The sequence below is a fragment of the Sinomicrobium kalidii genome, from assembly GCF_021183825.1.
Taxonomy (GTDB): Bacteria; Bacteroidota; Bacteroidia; order Flavobacteriales; family Flavobacteriaceae; genus Sinomicrobium; species Sinomicrobium kalidii.
Genome location: NZ_CP089211.1, coordinates 4,095,601 through 4,120,635, shown reverse-complemented (window position 1 = coordinate 4,120,635; position 25,035 = coordinate 4,095,601). Strand labels below are relative to the sequence as shown.

Below are 25,035 nucleotides of genomic sequence, written 5' to 3'. Positions count from 1 at the left end.
AAAAAACAATGAAACTCTGGGACAAAGGCTTTAGCACAGACCAAAAAATAGACCATTTTACCGTAGGCAACGACAGGGAACTGGATCTCTTATTAGCCAAATATGACGTTATCGCTTCTACGGCACACGCCAGAATGCTGGGCAGGATAGGTTTACTGACCGATGAAGAGACAAACCAACTCGTCACGGAACTCGGAAACATCCAAAAGGACATCGAAGCCGGTAACTTCACCATAGAAGACAGCTTTGAGGACATGCATTCCAAAATAGAGTACCTCCTCATCCAAAAGCTGGGCGACACCGGAAAAAAGATACACACGGCCCGTTCCCGGAACGACCAGGTACTCGTAGCCATGCATCTGTACCTGAAGCACGAATTACAGGAGATCAAACAACAGACCGCCGATCTCTTTGACCTCCTCCTCAACCTCGCCGAAAAACACAAGGATGTACTCCTTCCGGGCTATACGCATTTACAGATCGCCATGCCTTCCTCTTTCGGACTGTGGTTTTCCGCCTATGCGGAGAGCCTCATCGACGACCTGTACTTTATCGATGCCGCCTATAAGATCGCCGACCAGAACCCGCTGGGCAGTGCTGCCGGGTACGGGAGTTCCTTCCCTATAGACCGAACGTTTACAACTAAAGAACTCGGTTTCGAAACCCTGAAATACAATGTCGTAGCCGCACAGATGGGCCGCGGTAAGGTAGAGAAAAGCACCGCATTCGGGTTGAGCAGCATTGCCGCTACCCTCTCCAAAATGGCCATGGATGTATGCCTGTACATGAGCCAGAACTTCGACTTTATCACTTTCCCGGACGAACTCACCACCGGAAGCAGCATTATGCCGCACAAAAAGAACCCCGATGTGTTTGAACTCATCCGCGGTAAGTGCAACAAGATACAGGCCGTACCCAATCAGCTTACCCTGATCACCAACAACCTCCCCAGCGGATACCACCGGGACCTCCAACTTGTCAAAGAAGTCATCGTCCCCGCCATACAGGACCTGAAAGCCTGCCTGGAAATGGCCGCCTTTACGCTAAAAGACATCCGGGTAAACAAGGGCATCCTCGACGACCCCAAATACGACTATCTCTTTAGCGTTGATACCCTCAACGAACTCGTACAGTCCGGCGTACCTTTCCGCGATGCCTATAAAAAAATGGGCACGGACATCGCCGAAGGCAACTTTAAGCCCAAGCGGGATATACACCATACGCATGAAGGCAGCTTAGGCAATCTGTGCCTGGATGAGATCAGGGAGAAGATGGGGAAGGTTTGAGTTATTTAGTCATTTCCATGTTAAAAACCAACAGATATTCCTAACGTTTATGTAAAGATCATTCAAAAGTATTTACTTTACTACGATTTTGTTGACGATATACTTTTTGTTTTAACGATAAGACACGGAAGCAGAAATCCAAAAACACTAAAAGTAAAGTAAAACTGAAATTTTAGGCAGATACTCTCCTGTTTTTCAAAACCAAAAGGAGAAATTGTTACTTCCGAATACATGCAACGATATAATATTGGCAGAACTGTAATAAAGCATTTAACAGAACCGGTTGAAAAATATCTGCTGATCAGGGAAGAGGAAAAGGAATCATCCGGATATGTTTACCGATAAATATCCGATAAATAAAAACCGGATGATCCGGAGCCTGTTTTTGCCATTTAAGGGATTGCGTATATGCTGAACCGGGTTGGGTTTGCCGCATATCCATCTCCTTAAGCCGCCAACCTAACCCGGTTTGCTGCATAAGCAATTGTATATGAATTCGTAAGCAACCCCCGTAAACGGTCAGCGGAACTTCGTATGCCGCTTACCCATCTCCTTAAACTGCTAACGTAACCCGGTTTGCTGCGTAAGCAATTACGTATGAATTCGTAAGCAACCCCGGTAAACGGTCGACGGAACTTCGTATGCAGCTTACCCATTTCCTTAAGCCGCCAACCCAACCCGGTTTGCTGTATAAGCAATTGTACATGAATTCATAAGCAACCCGCTAAGCAGTCGGCAGAACTTCGTATGCCGCTTACCCATTCCCCTGATCCGCCAACCTGATCCGTTTCGTTGCTTAAGCAATTACGTATGAATTCGTAAGCACCCCGGTAAACGGTCGACGGAACTTCGTATGCAGCTTACCCATTTCCTTAAGCCGCCAACCCAACCCGGTTTGCTGTATAAGCAATTGTATATGAATTCATAAGCAACCCGGTAAACGGCTAACGGGAACGGGTAAGCCGCATACCGGCCTCCTTCCCGTGTATACGCATTCCCTTAAATGGCCGTTTTCGGGGCTTTAAAACGGGAAGGAATGTGCCTATCCTGAGTTCCCCCCACTTCTGAAGATGTACAAAGACACCCGGGGGTACGGCAGGGAAGATACCATGATCCCGATAAGTATCGGGAGCCAATCAAATCGTCATCCCGTAAAAAAGTGTTAAAAGCCATGCATGACAGGGGGGCAAAGAATGCAAATTCATTTTTGGCAAACACTAATGTCTTAGCCTTTTTCCGCTCCCTGTTCCTGATTTTCCGGGAAATCCGGATCAGCGATCACTTCTTCTATCTGCAGGGTATGTCTTGCACTATGAGCTGCGATAAACAGTAAAGACTGGTAACCGTCCACTTTTCCGAAAGGGAATTCAATAACATGATCGCGCAAATCTTCCAAAGAGGCATTTTCAATGTATTCCAAAACGGCTTTACGGGCCGATGCCAGGTCATCGGTCGCTGTTTCCGGATCGGTATATTTCCCTTCGCCCCGGAGTTCTGCAGGGGCCTCTGCCTTCTGACTACGGTCCGTAATGGCTGCGATGAGTTCTTCATCGGAAAATTTCACCTTATCCTTTTCTTCCGGATTGGCAGGAGCTTCCAGCCCTTTCCGTACCACACCAAACAACATGCTTTCCGCAGCGACAATATGTTCCAGGCACTGGCTTACGGACCATTTATCTTCCGAGGGCCTGAATTGCAGCTGGGCTTCACTCAGGCCGGATACACTTTCCGACAGCTTATCCGAAGTTTTTTTAAAATAGTCGAGCAAAAATTCCCTGCTGCCTGCAGTTACCGTTTTCCGGGATTCCAAAATTTCTTTCAAATTGTCCAAGCCGGTCTGCAGGTCGTCACCGATCACCTTTTCAAAATCCACAAACACCATCATCAGGTTCATCGGGTAGTTCATATGCCCTTCAAAGCCCCATGTTACTTTGGTTTGATCCTCCGAGGTCGCCCGGGTAGTCATGTATGCCGGTGAAACGGACTCAAAAGGTTTAAAAAAACGGAGCTCAAAATCGATCCTCTGCCCTTCCGTAATTTTCCTGATCTCCTGTTCACCGGATCCCACATCTTCTTTATCGCTGTTCCAGGCGGAAACAAATCCTTCCGTACCGTCCGTGCCGCGATACGTTTTTTCCATATCCGGGTCCATCATGGCCCATTTGCTGTAATTATCCTGGTTCTTAAGGTACTTTACATAGTCAAAGACCTCCTGTTTCGGCTTATGGATAGTAACCTCCCGCTCTACCGTATAGTCCTTCTTTACAAACAGTGCCGCAACCAGCGGAATGGCAATCAGAATCACCAGCACAATAAGGATTTTTTTAAGTATTTTCATCTCTCTGTTTTTTTGGTTGATTATCAAATTTAACAATTTTTCAATTCAATGTTTTAACTTTTACTTTTTTAGTACACGACAAAATTCAATTCCGAAGGATTTTCCTATCCCGGAGGCCGGCAACATACCTCCGATACTTCGACGGTGCTCAGCAACAGGCATGCGCATACTTGCGGGGAGACTGCCGCGCTACGCTCGCAGTGACGCTTTTCCTTTGGTTTGTGAGTTTTGGAGTCCCGGAGTCCCGATATATCCTAAAATCCGTAAGATACTTTATAAAACTAACCGCAAACCTTTATAAGTAAAGCGTTTGCGGTTTTTGGTATTTTCACCTAAATTGGTGTTGCTACAAAATACGATTATGAAAATACAAAAAAGTAAAGCTATCTCTGCTTTTGGCGGATTAAATTTTGTTTTGGAGTATCTCTCGACATCCGGTATAGGCCAATTATTGGACAATAACCTGCCAGAGCTTGCGCCCCAATCCAAATATTCCTGGAGCGATGTCTTGTATTCATTGCTAAGCATTTACTTATGTGGTGGCGACTGTATCGAGGATCTTCAAACCCACCTTAGAAGCCATTTTACAGACAACCCTTACCTGAATATGCCCAGTTCCGACACCATGCTACGGCGTATCGGTAATTTATCCGAACCCGCTGCTGAATGTATGACCAAAAGAGGTGCCGTAGTTCACACATACAGTCCCAATTCGGCCTTGGGACAATTGAACATTGGGGTATTGAAACATTTGGGTGTTTTTAAACAAAAGGAACTTATTGTGGATTATGACAATACTATCATTTTCAATGAAAAAAACGATAGTAAAATGACCTATAAGCGTGCCCAAGGGTATCAACCCGGGGTCTGCACTATCAATGAGAACCAGGTCCTTTACATAGAAAACAGGAACGGGAACAGTGACGCCAAGTCCTTTCAGCGGGATACACTATCTCGCCTCTTTCATTTGCTGGAAGCCAATCTAGACCGAAAATTGACCACTTCAGGGCCGATGCCGCTTCCTATCAATATGAGGTTGTCAAATTAGTGCAACAAAAGGTAAAGTTCTTTTACATTGGTTGTAAAAACAGCTATGTGGAAAAATATTTCAAAAAAATAGAACGTTGGGACACCATGTTGGATGCCAACAATAACATTATTGAAATTGGACAGGTTCTGGTGACCCCATTCGAACAACAGGCCAAAAGGGCCGGGGAAAAACCTGAACAATACAGGCTGGTGGTCAAGCGCTCGTTCAAACCTACAAAGCAAACCGATGCTTTTACCAGCGATGCTTATCAATACCGCGCCATCCTCACCAATAACCTTGAACTTAATATTACTGAACTGGTCCGGCGCTACAATCACAGGGGAAATATGGAGCGTCAGTTCGATATCCTCAAAAATGATTTCGGGTGGGACGGAATGCCTTTCTCTACCTTGGACAAGAACACCGTTTTTTTATATTTAACAGCAATCTGCCGCAACCTTTACCATCATATCATTGAATGCTTTTCCTCCAAATACAAAACTCTAAGGCCTTCCTACCGTGTTAAAAAATTCCTTTTCAGGTTTATCATCTTGCCTTCAAAATGGATCAACCGTTCCAGACAAGTATACCTCAGGGTTTATGGAAATATGCCCTTAAAAACTTAGCCGGCAAAAAACAAAACGCTCTTTAAAATAATGACCTTCACAGCGAAAGTATAAAAACTTTAACAGGGAACGTATGCCCTAATATTTAAAAAGATATCGGAGACCCACAAAAAAAGCAACGTTTAACCCTTAAAGCACCAAAATCAAAATGGGGTTTAATGATTTACTATAGACATGCGGATTTTAGGATATATCGGGATGGAGTTGGGGAGTTTGGGGTTTCAGAGCGTGGTGCCTTCCCAAAACCACAACAAGTACACGTCTTTGCGAGCGTAGCGCGGCAATCTCCCGGAGGTCGGCAACATACCTCCGATGACATGCGCATCCCAGCCTGGAGACTGCTTCATTTCACCCTGCCCTGAGTTTATCGAAGGGTTCGCAATGACGCTTTCCTTTTGGGTTTGTGAGTTTTGGAGTTTTGGAGTTTTGGAGTTGGGGAGTTGGGGAGTTTGGGGTTGGGGAGTTTGGGGTGTCGGAGCATAGTGCCTTCTTAAAACCATAACAAGTACACGTCTTTGCGAGGGCTCTGCCCGTGGCAATCTCATCAGGCCGGCAACATACCTCCAATGGCATACACAAACCAACCCGGAGACCGCCAACACTTCAGTTTATCCCGGGCTTGCCTGCATTAAGCCTGCCCAAAAGCTCAATAACGGGGTCCTTATAATCCGTTCTTAAACCTGACCCGGAAAAAACACGAAGTAAAAAACATAACACACGTTACTGATCTTAATTGTTCTTACCCGTAAAAATCAATACAAAAGACAAAACCCGTAAATTATTTTTCGTATATTCGGTTACTCATACAATTACAGGTTATTCGTTTCTCTCAGCTCCCCTGTCTAACAAAAGATACAGGGGGCAAAAAATCATTTTATTTTCCAGGTAGTTTTTAATGTTTGTGTTATGCACTTTTTCCCTGAGATGTTCAGGATAAGGGCATCTTATAGGGTAAAACCTGAATTTTGTTAAGGGTTTTTTACGATCCTTTCGTAATGACATAAAAACCTTACACAAGGTTTCTACGCCCATAACAATTTTTAAGGTGACGACCGTATTGAATTCTTAACCAAAAACACAAACACCCGATGTATTCCCGTAAACAAATTATCTGCCGCTGCTGTTTTATGATCTTCCTTTTACTATCAATCCCCGCCGCATGGGCACAACGTACAGGGACCCTGGAAGGTAGTGTCCTGGACTCCGTAAACCGGGAACCGGTTCCCGGGGCCACGGTCATTGTAAACCGTTTGGCCGATGATACCCGGGTAGGCGCCGTAGTGACCGGGATGGAAGGTGATTTTACCGTAGAAGGCCTTCCGCAAAGGGATACCCTGCTGGTGGATATCCGTTACCTCGGCTATCAGCCTTTTCGCGGGCTGCTTTACCTTACGGAAGCAAAATTTACCATGGCCCCGGTAAAATTATGGGAAGGCGCCATAGCGCTGGAAGATGTAGAGGTGAAAGGCGTTCAGCTCCCCATGATCATCCGGGGCGATACCCTGGAATACAATGTCAGCGCCTTTACCACCCGGCCTTACAGTGAAATCAAGGAACTGTTTAAAAAAATGCCGGGAATGGAAGTAGGTCCGGACGGTAGCCTGACCCATAACGGGCAACGGATATCACGGATACTGGTAGACGGACGCGAGTACTTCGGCACAGACGGTAGAATGGCCTTAAGTATTCTCCCGGTGGATGTGGTAGAAAAAATTCAGCTTGCGGATACTGACGAAACGGAAGATATCAGGATGGGAAATACTGCACAAAAGACCAAAACCCTCAACATCCAACTAAAAGAAAATCTGAAAGACTTCGGAAATCTCACCGCAGGGGGAGGAACCGACCACCGCTATGAACTTATGGGAAAATTTAACCGTTTTCGCGGCGAAAGCCGCCTAACCGTGCTCGGGATGCTGAATAATATCAATGCCGTAGACTATACCGAAGACGAAGTGATCACCGTGCTCAATGCCGGTAACGGTATTACAAGAACCCTGCGAGGGGGAATTAACTACAATGACCGCTGGGAAAGCGGAACAGAACTTTCGGCAGGGTATGATTACACCCACCCGGGTACGTTCCAGGAATCCCTGAAAGAGCGTATCCAGTTTATCGTACCCGATTCTTCGTTTACTACCACCTCCAATTCCACGACTTCCCGGGGAAGTGACGAACACCGGTTAAACATCAGTACCTCCATTCCGCTCGACTCAACAACCACATTACAAATCAGGGTTCCCCAACTTTCCCTAAATACCACTAATAACAGCGCTGTTACCCATACCACCACAGACGAAGCAGAAAACCCCGTCAATACCCAGCAAACTACCAACCATACCGAGGGAAAAAACATGTCCCTTCCATTGCATATAGAATGGCAGAAACTATATTCCCCAAAGACGCATTTGAACATCTCTTTTTCCGGTACGATCTCCCGCGACGAGAACGAAGACCTCAATACGGGAGAAACCACTTTTCACAAGGAGGAAGCGGACTCCACGACCCTTTTCAGGCAACAGATCATTACAGACAACTATACAAATAATTATACATTAACTATAAATCACGGGTTTCCCATAGCAGAACGGTTAAGCGGTGCCTGGTACAATACGGCCTCCTATGCACGGTCTTCCAACGAACGGAAAACCTGGCTGCTCGACGAAAATTATCAAAGAACAGGCTTAGACAGCCTTGGTTCTAACGCCTTCCGAACCGAAACCCTGAACAACACTACCAATGCTTCGCTCCGTTACACATTAAAAAAGGTTGAGTTCTCTGCCGGGCTTACCCTCAATTACAACCGGCTAAGTCCTTATAACAAAACCCTGCAAACCGGAATAACCCGTGATTTTATAAATATCGCGCCTTCTTTTAACATCAATTACAGGATAACTGATAAACAACGATTGACCTTTTCCTATAATGCGTATACTTCTCCGCCCTCAGCCACCCAATTGCAGCCCGTAGCCGATAACAGTAACCCGCTGTTTATCCAGGAAGGTAACCCGGACCTGGCCCCTACCTTTTACCAGTTATACAGTATGCATTACAACGCTTTAAACACTAAGGGAAATTCCTTTTTTGCCAATATTTCCTACACCCCCGTCAAAGACCAGATCATCAGCACCACCACCTATGACGATCTGGGCAGGCAGGTGTCTTCGTATATCAATGCCGACGGTGTAAGCCGGTTGTACGGTTATTTCGGCTTTTCGGCCCGTAAGCTTTTAAAGACCGGTATAATTTCCGTAAAATTATCGGGTAACACAGGCTATAACAGGGACCGGAATTTTATTAATGAAGAACTTGTAAGCAGTGACCGATGGACGCTGGCCCCCAACCTGCAGGCCGGTTATGTTATAAACAAAGTGCTGGATATCGACATTTCCTATTCGCCACAATACAATAAAGTAAAATATGATAAGGCTTCCGGCCAAAACCAGGATTTTACCATTCATACCCTTAGCGGTTCGCTGGACCTCTACCCGTTTAAAAACCTGGTATGGGGGAATCAAATAGGGTTTATCCGTAACAATAACATCCCCGATGATTTTGAAAAGGGCTCACTGCTGTGGAATATGGATGTTTCCTGGCTATTCCTGAAAGACGACCGTGCCGAGCTGCGGTTCCGTGTGTTTGACCTGCTGAAACAGAACCGTAACATCAGCCGTACCGCTACACAGAATTATATAGAGGATGTACAGAGCAATAATTTGCAGCAGTATTTTATGCTGAGTTTCGGGTATCATATTAGGTAGTTTTGGAGTCTTGGAGTTGGGGAGTCTTGGAGTTGGGGAGTTGGGAGGTAAGTTATTGATTTACTGGGTTATTAGGTTACTTAGGCACTACGTGTTAATCCTACCGGTTATTCGGTTGCTTGAGAAACTGTCCGTGTTTTTCTCCGGGTACCAATATAAATGGTTACTGTGGGATTAACGTTTTTGCAACCCATAAATTGGCAATGATAGTTAAAAGTGTTACTTCCAGCCCTGGTTACCAGCAAATATACAATGACCAAAAGGAAAGCGTCACTGCGAATGAAATGAAGCAGTCTCCTGGCTGGGATGCGCATACCTGTTGCTGAGCACCGTCGAAGTATCAGAGGTATGTTGCCAGCCTCCAAGAGATTGCCGCTCCCGATATTTATCGGGATCGCAAAGACGTGTACTTGTTATGTTTTAGAAAACACCCAAGCCAAAGAAAAGTACTATCACCAACCCCGGTTATCAGCAAATATACAATGACCAAAAGGAAAGCGTCACTGCGAACCCTTCGATAAACTCAGGGCAGGCTGTAATGAAGCAGTCTCCTGGCTGGGATGCGCATACCTGTTGCTGAGCCTGCCTGCACTGAGTTAAGCCGAAGTGTCGAAGTATCAGAGGTATGCTGCTGGCCTCCGGGAGATTGCCGCTCCCGATATTTATCGGGATCGCAAAGACGTGTACTTGTTATGTTTTGGAAAATACCCAAGCCAAAGAAAAGTACTATCACCAACCCCGGTTACCAGCAAATATACAACGCCCAAAAGGAAAGCGTCACTGCGAACCCTTCGATAAACTCAGGGCAGGCTGTAATGAAGCCGTCTCCCGGCTGGGATGCGCATCCCTGTTGCTGAGCCTGCCTGCACTGAGTTAAGCCGAAGTGTCGAAGTATCAGAGGTATGTTGCCGGCCTCCGGGAGATTGCCATGTCCAAAGGGCCGGCAAAGACGTGTCCTTGTTATGGCCTTAGGAGGGGACCACACTCCGACACCCCAAAACTCCCCAACTCCATCCCGATATATATCGGGACTCCAGGACTCCCCAACTCACAAACCAAAAAATATCCGTGTATCCGTGGCTTCCCCTGAGAAAAACCGGGGAATGATACAAATAAAAGGATTCTCCCTACCAAAAGTATGTAAATCCCCTACCCTTTTCCTCTGAACGTACTCTAATTTTACTATCGGATTCGGGAAACAACAATACCCGGAGAACAACACAAAAGATAAAAACCTAAAGCAATGAAAAACATCAAGGCGCAGGCGGGACGGTCTCGTTCTTCTTGTCTATAAAAAAAGGGGTAGATTAAGGTGGACGCTGGCTACCGCAACGGTAACGGCCTCCGACCGCCCCCGCCTTTCGCCTTTTTTAAACCTGTAGTTAACCCGATACTGTTTGAACCCAAGGGGATATGAATATATAACCCCGAACATAAAAACAACAAACATTAAAAACTGCCCTGGTAATGAAACGAACGACCTGCACAACAACCACTATGACAAAAAATATAATTTTTTCATGGTTATCGGAAACACTCCCTGCATTTAACGCCCCGGGGCACAGGCGGGACGGCCCTGACCTCCACTTCCATGTGGATTGCCCGTACGGTTATTACCTCGTATACCGGTAATAACCTTATGGGCCGCTCCCGCCTCCTCCGGTGGTTCGCGGGGATACTTACGGATAAAACCCGGAATTATCGCGGCACCGCCCAAAACATCCGTGTATCCGTGGCAAAAAACAACCAAAACATCATAAAACCCCAAATACCGACCACCATGAACAGAACAAAAAATGCACTTCCGGACCCGGGGGAATATTCGATTTCCTGAAAATTACCTGTAATTCTTTAATGGTAATTTACTGTTACTACCTGTTGGAATGTTGAAGAAATAACATAACCCGTAAAATGATGAAATGATGATGAAGCTGAAAAGGACAAAACTCCCCGGAGAAACACATTTAAAAACAGGATTAGGAGTTATAGAGTAAACAGGAAGTCTCCTTACTCCAAAACTCCTCAACTCAGAAATCATTGATTATAAATTGGTTACTAAATAATCCGGTTTACAAAAAATATAAATAATTCGGTAATATCCAATAAACATCAAATATCCATACCGGACACCCCGGAGACCAGCAACAAAAAACAACATCAAAAATGAAACCTATCCCTTCCAAATTAAACCATTTTGTCCAGAAAAACAGGACTATCATAGTTGAAATTATCAGCTTCCTGTTTATTCTCCTTTTTGTATATGCAGCACTTAACAAGCTCCTGGATGTGCAAAAATTTAGTGTCGATATAGGAAAATCCCCGATGCTTACACCAATAGCAAACTTTACTTCCTGGTTTATTCCTACTGTAGAGATCCTGGTGGCTGTATTACTTGCCTGGCCCAGGTACAGGCTAATCGGATTATATGGCGCTTTTACCCTAATGGTAATGTTTACCGCTTATATAGTGGCCATCTTAAGCGTTAGTGAAGAAATTCCCTGCTCCTGTGGTGGTGTACTGGAAAAAATGGGGTGGACAGAACACCTGATATTTAATATTGGCTTTGTGTTATTGGGCCTGCTCGGAATTATATTACACACACATATAATAAAAAACAGGCCTGAGAATAATTTTATGGTTGGAGAGACTGCTGCACCCCCGGTAGAATAACAAAATGAATGGAAAAGACTTAAAAATTTAAATACCAAGAGTAAACCAAAAATCCGAATAACAGAAGCATATTTTTTAGTAAACATAAATCTATCCCAAAAATGAAACGTACAACCACCTTAATATTGTTAGCCTTTCTTTTTGCTATTTCCGTGGTATTGGCCTTACACATTGCTACTCCTAAAAAAGCAAACCTTAAACATGCCAGTTTTGACAGATTTTTTTCTCCAGAGTCCCTGCAATTAATAGATACATTAAACCTGAATTTTAATTCCTATTATTTTGCAGGTATGGATTCCACCCGTTTGTATTTAGGTAACTCTACGGCTTTTGGGCATATTGTAGAAATTAATGTCGAAAACCTGAGAGATACTACATATCATAAGGTAAGTGTTAATGATATCTTGGCACATAAGGCCGTTCGGGTGAGAATAAATCCTCCTTACTTTTATTTAACTGATGGGATAACTCCATTTATATATCGAGGAAATACGAGAGATTGGAAAGCCACTTCTTATATTGACAGTATTTACTTTGTACATGCAGTACCGATCTTAGACAGTTCAGTTGCTTTACTGGGGGTAAACCGTGACCTCGAAAATACCTTCTATAAAGTAACCAAAGGGAAATCCGAATTAGATGTTTTCCCAGAACTACTGGAAAAGCAAGGAAATGATGGACTTTTTAGCACTGATGGGATACTCCAATATGACAAAAGGACTAAGCGGTTGATATATGTATTTTTTTATCGCAATCAATATCTCTATATGGATACCAATTTTAATTTGCTCTATAAAGGAAATACCATAGATTCTATCACCCAGGTAAAGATTAAGGTAGATGAGATAAGTTCAGAAAACAAAATTACAATGTCGTCCCCTCCATTAATGGTAAACAAAAATTGCCATCTAACAGAAAATCTCTTATATATCCACTCTAATATATTGGCAAAAAATGAGGACATAGATACTTTCGAAAACTCCTCAGTTATTGATATGTATGATTTAAAAAATAGTAGTTACAAATTTAGTTTTTATATACCTGCTTATAAAGAAAATAAAATGAGTGAATTTATTATAGAGGACAATATAATAATAGCGCGACATGGACAATACTTAGTCTCCTACAGACTAAAATAACTCTTCCAAATACTGACCATACAAAGGCGTTTTTTTAGAATGGAAAAAATTCTTGCAAGAATCAGGGTAAAGCCGAAAACCTGTATAACCGAGTAGGCATTATTGTATAACTAAAAAATTCAATATCATGAAACGATTTAAAATTTTTATGACTAGCGCGGCTTTCCTTTTAGCTGCTGCGGCAACATTTGCAACTGCAAATATAGCAACACCAGGTGTTCCAAGTCATTACAAACAGGGATCCCAATGTCTGGAATGTTCAGTACCTAACTCTCCAGGGAATGTATATAATATAGATTATTTTTGTGATACAACTCCTAATGGACAAAGGTGTTCTTGTATAAATATCATGCAGCAAGTAAAACTGGCTACCCAGAATGATCCAATAGCATGTACTCCTTTATGGAGATATGAACTTTAGGAATATTTCAATAGTAAGAGAATTGGCACTTTATTGTGCCAATTCTTTGTACTAAAATTGAAATTTGTCTGTAAAAATTTATTCAGCACTATAATTCAATAAAAAAAGATGAAACGATATAAAATTTTGCTAAGTGGTGTAGCTTTTATTTTAGCTATTGCTGCAACATTTGCAACTGCACAAGTAGTTCGCATGCCTGGGGTGCCTAATCATTATAAAAAAGGTAATCAGTGTCTACAGTGTACAATACCCAACGAACCAGGAGACGTATATAATATAAATTATTTTTGTGACACTCTTAAAGGAACCTCAAGTCTTCGGTGTACTTGCATAGACATTGATAAATCTGTTAGAGCAGCCACACTTGATGATCCAATTGCATGTACTCCTTTATGGAGACATGAATTATTATAGAAGTCAATCCATGGGAATTGATGTAATAAAACACCAATTCTCATGGCACATAAACCAAAAGTTATCGTATTAAAAAATTTAAAATTATTAACAAAAAAATGAAACGATTAAAAACTTTGCTTAATGGTGTAGCTTTTATTTTAGCTATCGCTGCATCATTTGCAAATTCACGGATATCACCTCCTCCTACACCTCCTAAATATTATGTTAGTGGAAATATTTGCTTAGAATGTATTACACCGAATTACCCAGGGAATACATATGGCGTAGATTATATTTGCGATACAGAAATTATTTCGACCAAACGATGTACCTGTATTGTGATTACTGCCGACAGACTATCTACAGAAAGGGCTTCAGTTGGAGGTAATTCTTATTGTGCTCCATTATGGAGGTATGATTTCTAGTCGAAAGCTGAGAAAGATCTCTATTATTTATTATTTTCTTCTAATTCAAATTTTCTTTTAAATTCCATTAATGCTTTCTTATAACGCTTAATAAGATTTTGATTTTTTGATTTTTCACTAGATATCACAACCTCCCGATAAGTTGTTAATGCTCTTTCCAAATCTCCCTTAGTGGCATAGATATCAGCCTTTTTCTTTTTAGAACTCAACACCATCGCCTCAATGGGGGAGGTGATTATTGCCATATCCGCGACCTGCAGAGCTAAATCGTAATTCGGTTGTGTAGGTAATTGGAGTACATCGTCTAATAAATAATACCAATTAATATACTCTAATTTATCCTTTAGCATTTGTTGTACCAAGGTTTCTGCTTCTTCTTCATTCGTTTTAACAATCATTTTATATTGATATCTATATATTAAATCTTTAAATTCTTTCGCTTTATCAACAAGTATTCCATTAGAATTGCATAATTCCAACACTTCTTGCCAAATATCTATAGCTTTTTTAATCCCTCTTTTTTCCTCTTCTAAATTTCCTCCCCCATAACTTTTGTAAAGATAAATACGTGCCTTAGCATTTAATGCGTTAACCTTGCTTTCTACATCGTATGCTACATTTTCAATTACAATATCAGCAATCCTAAGTGCCAACCCATAGTCCGGATACTTTGACAGAAGATAGGCATCTTCTCTTAACCCCGTCCAATTATAATTCTCATTACTATTTAACATCCATTGTAATAAAATATTGGCACGTTCATCATTATTTCTAGCCAAAATCCTAAATTTATATTCATATAATTCTGAGCGTTGCGGGTAAGCGGCTATTAAACTATCAATACCTTTTAGAGCGGTCAAATAATCCCCCTTCTTTTCAATCTTCAGAATATTATCAAGGTGCTCTGTGTACTTATTGCCCTGACTCAATTCTTCATCAGTATTAAATTTATCACTAACTACCTGCTTTAAAACATCAGATTCAAGATGATTGGGATTCCCAATCCAAATAATTTTGCCAGACCGATTCACTATAAATGCAGTTGGGTAAGCATATACTCCCCATTTTTTTTTTGTAGTTTGCTTATAATCATCTATACCTACTGTAAATTCCATCCCGCTTCCTTTCCTCTTCACTAATCGTTCGATTCTTTCTATGTAATTCACATCAGTCGAATCCTTTGTATTACTTTCACCAGTATATATACTTACTACTTGTATTTCTTCTTTAAACTCCATTGCTAATTCTGTTAAATGTGGAATGGCCAAATGACATCCCGGACAAAAAAAAGCAGTAAATTCTACTAAATATATTTTATCCTTTTCAAATTTCTTTATCGGTGTTCCCTTTAACCATTTTTGTATAATCAGTGTGGGAGCTTTATCTCCAACAGAAAGAGTAGTATCTTGTCCATATGTCTGAGTTAATATTGAAATAATAACTCCTATATATACTATAATTTTTGGTTTTACTTTCATTTTAGGCAGTATTTAATTTTTTGTTTCTGACATTATTTCTTATGATGATATATGACTATTATTTCTCTTTATTTATAAAGTTTGACAACAATTCTTCATAATAGTCAATTGTCATGGCGTCATCTGTAGTTTTACTATATACTACTGCCCGTTCATAACATTCCAATGCCTTTTTCCTATCCCCTTTAGCAGCATAAATATCAGCCTTTATTGCTATTGCTTTTACATTATTGATACTATAATTGGGTTCTTGTTTTGTAGCGGATGTAAAAACCTCTATATTTCTATCAGCCAATTGGAGTAAAAGATTGTAATCTGGCGTTTTCTGTAATTCAAGAGCATACCATATTAATGTTCCCCATACCCATTTTAAACCATCTAATTCATCATTTAAGACTTTTTGCAACAAGCCATTTGCTTCTTTATCATTTTTTCCTGCCAATACTCGGAATTTATATTGATAAAAATCTCCTCTTAACAATGATACTGCTTTTGCGTCTTTGGCAATCTTAGGATTTTTCTCTCCTTCTTTTAATACATTGACAGCTTTTTCTAAATCTCCCATTCCTTTGACTGAATCAGCATAGATAGCTGCTTTTGCACGTATAAGATCAGTCATTATCAGTCCAGTTTCTGCTTCTTTAATTGCCCGGTCGGCTACTGCAATCGCCAAATCAAAGTTAGGATTTGGATGTGATCGTATTGCATCAGACAAGAACCATTCCCAATAAAAATAACTATTCGACATATAATTCAACATCCACTCTAACAAATCATTGGCCTTTTCTTCCCCTTCTTTAGTTCTTGTTTGCAATAAATAATTGTATTTATAATTATATAATATTTGATCTTCTGGATTTCTCTCTATTAAACTATCCAGACGATATAAAGCAGTTTCATGATTTCCTTCTACAAACATGCCAGATATCTCTTTAAGAACATCTTGGCGACGCCGAAAAATTTCATTCCGTTTTTTGCCCGCACCAAGTCCATTGCCCCTAATGGTTTCTTTTAGCACTTCCCCCATATGTTGAGGGTACCCAAACCATACAATCTGGCCTTCCCGATCTACTATATAGCCTGTAATACCTCCTTTTTTAGCTGCCCGATTCCAAGATTGGTACATTGTTCGATCAGGATCGTCTATTGCTACTGGATAATCGATTTGATCACCAAGCTCTTCTACAAAATCAACTACCTCTTGTTCTTGACTAGTTCCTTCAGAGTATACTCCTATAACAGTAACCTGATCTCTGAATTTTCGAGCTATTTTCGTTAATAGTGGAATATTCTTTCTCGCATTCAATTCCATCATTTCGGGAGTAATAACAATAAGGTAAACCTCTCCCTCTTTTAATGCAATTACGGGTTTACCTTTGATCCATTTTGATACTGATAAGGCAGGAGCCGGATCACCAAGCTTTAACCGATATTTCATCTCCAACTGTTTTTTCTCTTCCTTTACAAGAGTGTAGGCTTTAGCATCAAATGTACCAACTATGACCTGCTCTAATACTGAATCCAATTGACCTGGATGGCCGATCCAAGCGATGGTACCTGATTGATCTATCACAAACGATATTGGAGCCCCCCTTTTCCCGGCGGCTTTCATCCATAGATCAGCAGTAGTTTGCTGGGGAACATCCACTGCTGTCGGAAAATCTATTTTATCTCCCATCATTACCAGATAATCCTTTACCTTTTGAACATAACTCAAGTCGTTCAGGTTTTCTTTATTGTTTTCCCAAACATGCATCCCTATAAAGGTGACTTCTCCGGCGTATTTATGAGATAATTCTGTTAAATGGGGAGTGATAGCCCTGCAAGGAACACAGGCTACAAATCCGAATTCTACTACGTAGACATGTCCTTTTTTAAACTCTAACACTGGCTCCCCTTTTATCCATTTCTGAACAACCAGTGGCGGGGCTTTATCACCCACTTCTAATATTTTAGATTTCGGCTGCCCGTAAAGCCATATTGGTACGAAACAACTGATTAAAAAGATGTAATAAATCATTAATTTCATGTTCTTTATTTACTTACACGTTAAAACTCAGGATATCCAGTATTTTGTGTCAGGTTAGGATTTCTTTCCAAATCATTCTGAGGAATGGGATATAGGACATCTGTAGGTTCCCACATGGGTTTGATTGGTGCTAAAATTTCATTCACCTTCCCCCATCTTTTTAGGTCCATCCAACGATGACCTCCTTCTGTAAAAAGTTCTACCCTCCGTTCCTGTTCTACAGAAAGCATCAAATCTACCCAATTGAGGCCTGGGTTTGCATCCCGTAGCAATGGTAACCCGGCCCTTCCCCGAATAATATCTAAATCGGAAATAGCTCCTGTCAAATTATCTTGTTGTATCCTAGCCTCAGCACGAACCAAATACAATTCAGACAATCGAAGAATAATAGAATATTCAGTATTAGGTGGGTCAACCCCTGGAAAAGTCTTGTATTTATGAGTATATAAATATGACTCTGATGTACCTCCCGTTCCTACCCATTCTATTTTTCGTTGATCTCCTGGTTCAAAAGCGTTGCTTAACTCCTCAGTAAATGATCCAAAACTACTGTTAAATGAAGCAAATGCGGCTAAATAAGCTTCCGGTGCATTATTAGAAGTACCAGGAGTTGGAAGCAACTGCCATATAGCCTCATTGCTATCAGCTAAAAACACTTTACTGAGGTCTTCTTCTATATTATATAATGGGTTATTAATAACGGCTGTTGCTTCAGTTTCTGCATTACCCCAGTCTTCCGTATATAAATATACCCTTGCTAATAGAGACATGGCAGCTCCTTTGTTGACACGAACCCTTTCTTCTTCAACATGGGAATGGGAATAATCATCTGGCAACAATTCTTTTGCCTTCTTTAGATCACTTAATACTAATTCATAAACCTGTGATACCGATGCACGGGAAGCCAACCGATTTTCTTCAAAATCCGTTCCCATGATTATTGGAACATCACCAAAAAGATTTATTAAATAAAAATAATTGAATGCTCTAATAAACTTAGCTTCCCCTTCTAATTGTTGCATCAATGAAGATGAAAGTTCCTTAGAATTTGACACTTCCTCTAAAATAACATTTACACTATAAATACTAGTATAAGCACTTTGCCATATTCCTCGAATTATATTATTATTAGGGTCTATTTCGTTTTCGAATAATTCAGTGGTAGAGGAAAATGTATTATACTCATCCGATGTTTGCCCAGTGGCCATTTTTACCCCAGTTTGCCAGCCCGAGATAAAATGTCTTGTATCGGACATATCAGCATAAACTCCAGCCATTGCCGCATTAGCGGAAACCTCATTATTAAATACGGTACCACGAACTAATTCATTTTTCGGTGGGTCTATTTCCGCAAAATCAGTACATCCTGATATCAGAATTATTCCAAGATGGGTTATAATCGGAATATATATAACATCTATTGCATGTTTATATTGATTTAATTTTCTCATCGTTCCTAATTTTTAAAATGTAATTTGTAATCCCATAGTAGTAGTCCTCAATAGAGGTTGCGTGAGTCCCTCTGGATCCAGCCCTTTAAACTTTGTAAAAGTCAATAAATTTTGTCCGCGCAGATAAAATCGGACACTCTGTAACCCTATGTAATTAATTTCTTTTGCTGGTAAATCCCAGGATAGGGAGATATTCTGCAATCGGACATAGGACCTGTTAGTATTAAAATTATTATTACTTGCCAACCATCTATTGTAAGCTGTGCCTATACCTCGAGAAAATTTTTGAATTCCAGAATTATCCCCTGGCTGTTGCCAACGATTCATTACTTCTACTGGTTGATTTTGCAAAGTTCCTGGCATATTAAAATCTTGCCTATAATCACGCCCTGTTTGTTTTACAAATTGAAAAAAGAAATCCAATTGCAGGCTTTTATAGGTCAGGGAATTGCCGATTCCTCCGAAATAACGTTGTGATCGTTGTAATATCATCCGATCCTCGTTATTTATAATGCTATTTTCATCAGTATCTAAAAACATATTTTCACCTATATCTGGATCTACTCCTAAAAAAGTATAGCCCCTTGCAACATTTAATGGTTCTCCTACTATATACTGATTAGCAAAAGGAGATAATTCTAAATTGGGATATTCTACTAGTTTATTTTTAGGAATTGTTATATTCATATTAGTACGCCATGAGAATTTCTCAGATTGGATATTAACCGTATATAATTCCAGTTCTATACCAGTATTTTGGACGGTAGCAGGTAAATTAGCTTGTATATCCGTAAAACCTGTAATATCAGGTAATGGAAAGCCAACCAATTGATTGGAGGATCTATTACGATACCAACTTGTAGCAAATCGTATCCTATCTTGTAGTAAACCGGTCTCTAATGCAATTTCAATTTTTTTATTGATTTCCCAACCATAATTTGGATTGGCCATGCGAGCCGGATGCAAGGCGGCTATTTGGTAAGGAACAAAAGTTGAGGTATAAGAATCTAAGTAACCATAATCCCCAATCTGGTCACTACCGGTAATACCATAGGAAGCTCTGAGTTTCCCAAAATTAAGAAAAGACAAACCTTTTTTAATAAATTCTTCATTAGAAAAAATCCAGGCTCCTCCAACCGCTCCAAAATTCCCAAATTGCTTTCCTGGGCCAAAACGGGATGAACCATCCCTTCGCCCGGTCAGGTTTAATAAATACTTCTCTTTCCAATTATAATTAACCCGTGCAAAAATAGCATTATAACGATATTGCGAATAAATAGATCTTCCCTGAAGTGTCTCAGTTGCCCCTAAATCTTCCATTAATGCTTCTGTTGAAAATCCACTTGCAACGACACTTTGTCCTTCATTAATTGTTTCCTGAATAGTAGCTCCTATTAATGCAGTTAATTCACCACCTAACAAATTTTGCCTATACTCCAATTGTGGTTCAATATTCACACTCCTTTCGGAATTATTACTAAACATTGTAGTATTTTCATTGGAATTAACTGAAAAAGGATCCTGAAAACGAATTGGAATTTTTGTTATCGAATTATGTAAAAGACTGGAATAACCAATTGAACTCCTAACTATAAGTGATGGAAATATTCTATAACTTAACATAATATTGGAGATAAAACTATTTGTCTTTGCTGTATAAGTCTGTCCAATAGCAGCAAAAGGGTTGTCCCAAGTCCCGTTTTCCCAATTCAGATCCCCATTTTCATTATAGATTTCGGGACCATTTGGAGGAAGATGAATAGCATCAATTGCAAAATTTTGATTTGGTAGATTATTTTCACTGATTGTATACGTTGTGGATATGTTTAAATTTAATTTTTGATTATCATTAAAATAATTAAGGTTTAAATGCCCTGATCCTCTTTGAAAAGAAAAATCACCAGGAAAAATAGTAGTTTCCTTGTAATAATTACCACTAAATAGGAATTGTACATTAGAATTTCCTCCCGATAAAGAAGCTTGAGCATTGGTAGTATATGCACTACCTCCTAATAATATATCTTGCCAATCGGTATAACGATTTCGATTCCATAATAAAAGATCTGGAGCACTGGCCTCTGAAGGAGTTCTCCCATCATTAGCAAAAGCCTCCTCTCTCATCTCTATATATTGATCAGTAGAAAGTAATTTCATCTTATTTGATGCACTACTAATACCGGAAGAGATATCTATCTCTAATTTAGCCTTTCCAGCTTTCCCCTTTTTAGTGGTGATCAACACCACTCCGTTAGCACCTCGGGAACCATAGATAGCAGTAGCATCCGCATCTTTTAGTATCTCAATGCTTTCAATATCCGATGGGTTAATAGCGTTGAGAGGATTAGCATCAGGAATCGCTCCGACTAATTGTGCATCAATATCAATGGAAGTAGATGGAAAAGGCACTCCATCAATAAGGTATAATGGATTATTCCCATTATCTCTAAGACTATTCTGCCCTCTAATTTGTATAGTAAATCTTCCTCCAGGAATATTTGACCTTTGGGTAACTTCAACTCCAGGCATTTGTCCCTTTATAGCCTGTAGAACATTGGTTACAGGCTGCCTTTCTATTTCTTCTGCGGTAAATCTGCTTATATTCCCTGTACGTTCTCTTTCTTTTACAGTCCAATATCCGGCGTTAACTTCTACTTCCTGTAAAGCTGTAACATCCTCTTGTAATCGTATATTTATTATTGAACGACCTCTTACAGGTTTTTCCTCTGTTTTATAACCAATAAATGAGAAGATCAGAGTATCCTTGTCTTGGACGTTCACAATGTAATTACCTTCAAAATCGGAAATAGCACCTCTCCCGGCACCTTTTACAATTATATTCACACCCGATAGTGGATTGCCCATAATATTAGTCACTGTACCACTAAGCTGATACTGTTCCTGTCTTTCTATCGCTGCCTGGTTCCTTGGCTGTACTTTCGATTGGGATTTTTCTTCTTCCTTTTTGAAAGTCAAAATCACCTGGTCCTCCTTTACCTCGTATTCCGTCCCCGTATTGTCAAACAGCTTTTCCAGGACCGTTTCTATACGTTCTTTTTTTACATTTAGGGAAACCCTACGTTGCAGGTCTACAAAGCGGGTATTATACACAAATTTATAGGTGGTGGTGGCCTCTATCTCGTCGATTACTTTAGCCACAGTGGCATCCGTTACCCGCAGGGTCACTTTTTTCTGCGAATACCCGTCGTTGGCATACATGCCAAAGAACGTAGCCAGTATAAACACCGCGGTAAGCTTCATTTTTAAATCGAATTTCAGGCCGGGGGAACGCCCTTTCCTTTTTATATCCCGTGTTTTTTTCATAATTTTAGTGTGAGTTAAAAGGTGGTTGATTATTTTTTAATTGATCACTGTATATCAAACCGGGAAATGGGGCCAACATTTTCCGGTTTTCCTTTCCTTCGACGTGGCTCAGGAACCCAAGGAGTTTCTGGTTGTATTTTACTTTTCTCTCCCTTGTTCTTCCTTTACACAGGAACCTGAGGTACTCTATTACTAGTATATGAGTGATCTAGAGTTGATTGTGTTTCATAGGCTTTTTTAGTGGTTTTTTGGTTATTGTTATTGTTTTGGTTTTGTTGTGAAGGGTTGACACCCCTCTGCCTGCGGCATCTCCCCTGAAGGGGAGACTATTGTTCCTTTATGACTTTGTTTTTAGCTTTCCGTTATTTTATAAAGACCTTATTGTCTTTGATTTCGTAATCTATGGCATAGCTGGCGTTTAAATAGGCCAGTACATTTTCTATGGTTTCGTTTTCGAAGCTGGCGTTGAATGTTTCTTTTCCGAGGGCTTTGTTGGTGTTTATGATGGTTATGTTATAATGCCTTTCCAGTTTTTTGAGTATGTTGTCAAAGGTCATGTTGCGGAAGACGAGTGTGCCTTCCATCCAGGAGGTATAGACCACGGTGTTCACCGCTTCCGTACTGATCTCACCGGCTTCCCGGAGTAACGTGCCGCGGGTACCGGGGGTGATCACCGTGCTTTCCCCGGGCGTTTTATCTCCCGTATACAATGCTACCTTCCCTTCTACCAGGATAATATCGGTTACGGCATCTTCCGGGTAGGCGGACACATTAAAGGAAGTGCCCAGTACCCTTACGTTTAACTTCCCGGTGTTCACAATAAAGGGGTGTCCCGTATCCCTGGCCACCTTAAAATAGGCTTCCCCGGTCACAGTGACCTGCCTGTCCTCCCCTTCCCGGAAGTTTACCGGGTATTTCAGGGCGGTACCGGAATTCAGGAATACCGCAGTACCGTCTGACAATTCCACTTCAAAACGTTTCCCGTAAGGGACTTTTAGCGTATTGTAAGCTATGGCCTCGCCGACCGTATCGCCCGTATAGGTGATCTTCCCCCTGTCCTGCCGGCCCACTACCCGCCCGGAGGCATCGGTAACCCGGTCGGTTTTCTGCGGGTCTATCACTTCTATTTCGCCGTTGTCCAATTGCAGGGTGATGGGTTCTTCTTCCGGGACCAGCTGTTGTCCTGTTCCGGGAGAAAAATACCCCTGTTGGTAAAAGTACCCCAGCCCCAGCAGGACGACGATACCCGCGGCGGCATATTTTATCCAGTATGTCGTTATTTTTTTTATTTTACGGTTTTTCCGTTTTTCTTCTTTCTCCATCCTGTCCTGTAATTTCCGGTAAGCGACTTTTACGTCTGCCGGTGTCATGGCGAGGTCCAGGTCGTACTGCTCGCGGACGTACTGTGCAAAGACCGCCCGGTGTTCTTCTTTCTGTAACCATTCAAAGAGCGTTTCGGATTCCTCCGTACTTATGGTATCGGTTAAGTATTTTAAGACCAGGGCTTTCATTTTTTTGTTGTTTGTCTGTGGTTTGTTGTTTTGTTTATAGTTTGTTGTTTATGGCTTAAAATTTTCAGGTTCAAAGTTTTTTTATCAACATAGTTTCCGAATCGTTCATTTTTGCTTTAAACCGTATATTAACGCATTGTTAAACCGCTTATCAAAATCTCATTTTCACCCCTATTACGATGGATTCATAAAAAACCCTTAACACAGAATTTGCTTTTCTTTAATCTTTACACTAATTTTTCACCGGGCAATCTACATACTAACATGGAAGACGTACAACTGGCGCAAGCCATACGGGACGGGCAAGAACCGGCATTCCGACAGTTGTTTGAGCGTTATTACCAAAGGCTGCATGCCTATATCACTTCGTTTACCCGCGACCGGGACGAGGCGGAGGATATAGTGCAGCAGGCCTTTATGGTCCTTTGGAGCAAACGCCGCAAACTGGATACCGGGAAATCCCTGAAGAGCTATTTATACACTATAGCACACAACATTTACATTGACCAGCACCGGCAGCTCAAACGCCGCAATGCCTTTTTTGACGAGTTAAAGGCCGCCGCCCTGAGGGAACGCATCAAGGAAGATGAAGACCTGGTGGAGCAGCGCATACAGAAGCTGAAGAGCATTGTAGAATCCCTGCCGCCGCGGTGCCGGGAGATTTTACAGCTGAACAAGCTGGAAGGGCTGAAATACCGGGAAATTGCGGGCAGGCTGGATATTTCCCTGAAAACGGTGGAAGCGCAAATGCGCATCGCTTTCCGGAAAATACGGAAAGGGCTCAGTGACGATGAGTTTCTGCTTTTTGTACTGGCAAGGGGATTGCCGGAAAAGGTTTGAAGGCAAAAAGGACAATGCGTAATATTACCAAAAGTTGTGGACATTGCAGGGGTTCAGACATAAGAGGTATGACTGGCGATTTATGAAATGGCTCCTTTTTGTTACAGGGTGGTATTGGCCTCGATCGAGAGTCATTTATTGCAGCCTTTGAGCAAGGTGAAAAATTATGGTCTTGTTGCCGGGTTAACAGGTTGTTGAGTTATTGAGTTATTGAGTTCGTGCGTGATGCCTGAATAACTGAATAACCAAATAACTTAAATACAACCTCATTGGCAACATTCAACCCAAAAAACATTCGTGTATCCGTGGCAAA

General features: G+C 41.2%; 15 protein-coding genes. 9 read left to right on the top strand and 6 right to left on the bottom strand.

What is annotated here, in order from left to right:
- Nucleotides 1-8: 8 nt before the first annotated feature.
- The gene (gene argH / locus LS482_RS16770; protein WP_233028665.1) at nt 9-1,286 is read left to right on the top strand and encodes an argininosuccinate lyase; all 1,278 of its coding nucleotides are present in this window, start codon (nt 9-11) and stop codon (nt 1,284-1,286) included.
- 1,225 nt (nt 1,287-2,511) lie between these two features.
- Here the strand turns inward: argH and LS482_RS16765 are convergent.
- A complete protein-coding gene (locus LS482_RS16765) occupies nt 2,512-3,624 on the bottom strand; it encodes a DinB family protein (protein WP_233028664.1) in 1,113 nt (370 codons plus the stop codon).
- Between the two features lie 361 nt (nt 3,625-3,985).
- On the opposite strand from LS482_RS16765, the gene LS482_RS16760 reads away from it, so the two are divergent.
- The 7 genes from LS482_RS16760 to LS482_RS16730 all read left to right on the top strand — a co-directional run bounded on the left by LS482_RS16760 (nt 3,986) and on the right by LS482_RS16730 (nt 13,685).
- Entirely contained in the window at nt 3,986-4,672 is a 687-nt protein-coding gene (locus LS482_RS16760; RefSeq protein ID WP_233028663.1) for a hypothetical protein, read from the top strand.
- Nucleotides 4,576-5,280 (top strand): transposase, encoded by a 705-nt coding sequence (locus LS482_RS16755; protein WP_367890609.1) that lies wholly within the window; start codon nt 4,576-4,578, stop codon nt 5,278-5,280. The genes LS482_RS16760 and LS482_RS16755 overlap by 97 nt, the downstream gene beginning before the upstream one ends.
- 1,127 nt (nt 5,281-6,407) lie before the next feature.
- Nucleotides 6,408-9,041, top strand: coding sequence for a TonB-dependent receptor (locus LS482_RS16750; RefSeq protein ID WP_233028662.1), 2,634 nt, complete (start codon nt 6,408-6,410; stop codon nt 9,039-9,041).
- 2,163 nt (nt 9,042-11,204) lie between these two features.
- On the top strand, nt 11,205-11,711 hold the full coding sequence (locus LS482_RS16745) for a MauE/DoxX family redox-associated membrane protein (RefSeq protein ID WP_233028661.1): 507 nt from the start codon (nt 11,205-11,207) through the stop codon (nt 11,709-11,711).
- Nucleotides 11,712-11,812: 101 nt separating this feature from the next.
- The gene (locus LS482_RS16740; protein WP_233028660.1) at nt 11,813-12,850 is read left to right on the top strand and encodes a hypothetical protein; all 1,038 of its coding nucleotides are present in this window, start codon (nt 11,813-11,815) and stop codon (nt 12,848-12,850) included.
- A 127-nt stretch (nt 12,851-12,977) separates the two neighbouring features.
- Entirely contained in the window at nt 12,978-13,271 is a 294-nt protein-coding gene (locus LS482_RS16735; protein ID WP_233028659.1) for a hypothetical protein, read from the top strand.
- Between the two features lie 108 nt (nt 13,272-13,379).
- On the top strand, nt 13,380-13,685 hold the full coding sequence (locus LS482_RS16730) for a DUF6520 family protein (RefSeq protein ID WP_233028658.1): 306 nt from the start codon (nt 13,380-13,382) through the stop codon (nt 13,683-13,685).
- A gap of 430 nt (nt 13,686-14,115) precedes the next feature.
- On the opposite strand, the gene LS482_RS16725 is transcribed toward LS482_RS16730, so the two are convergent.
- The 5 genes from LS482_RS16725 to LS482_RS16705 all read right to left on the bottom strand — a co-directional run bounded on the left by LS482_RS16725 (nt 14,116) and on the right by LS482_RS16705 (nt 23,882).
- Nucleotides 14,116-15,570, bottom strand: coding sequence for a TlpA disulfide reductase family protein (locus tag LS482_RS16725; protein ID WP_233028657.1), 1,455 nt, complete (start codon nt 15,568-15,570; stop codon nt 14,116-14,118).
- Between the two features lie 58 nt (nt 15,571-15,628).
- On the bottom strand, nt 15,629-17,599 hold the full coding sequence (locus LS482_RS16720; RefSeq protein ID WP_233028656.1) for a hypothetical protein: 1,971 nt from the start codon (nt 17,597-17,599) through the stop codon (nt 15,629-15,631).
- Between the two features lie 20 nt (nt 17,600-17,619).
- Nucleotides 17,620-19,050, bottom strand: coding sequence for a RagB/SusD family nutrient uptake outer membrane protein (locus LS482_RS16715; protein WP_233028655.1), 1,431 nt, complete (start codon nt 19,048-19,050; stop codon nt 17,620-17,622).
- Between the two features lie 12 nt (nt 19,051-19,062).
- Complete coding sequence (locus LS482_RS16710) at nt 19,063-22,371, bottom strand: SusC/RagA family TonB-linked outer membrane protein (RefSeq protein ID WP_233028654.1); 3,309 nt, start codon at nt 22,369-22,371, stop codon at nt 19,063-19,065.
- Nucleotides 22,372-22,733: 362 nt separating this feature from the next.
- Nucleotides 22,734-23,882, bottom strand: coding sequence for a FecR family protein (locus LS482_RS16705; RefSeq protein WP_233028653.1), 1,149 nt, complete (start codon nt 23,880-23,882; stop codon nt 22,734-22,736).
- A 264-nt stretch (nt 23,883-24,146) separates the two neighbouring features.
- On the opposite strand from LS482_RS16705, the gene LS482_RS16700 reads away from it, so the two are divergent.
- Nucleotides 24,147-24,722: an RNA polymerase sigma factor gene (locus tag LS482_RS16700; RefSeq protein WP_233028652.1), complete on the top strand. Its 576-nt coding sequence runs from the start codon at nt 24,147-24,149 to the stop codon at nt 24,720-24,722.
- The last annotated feature ends 313 nt before the right edge of the window (nt 24,723-25,035 follow it).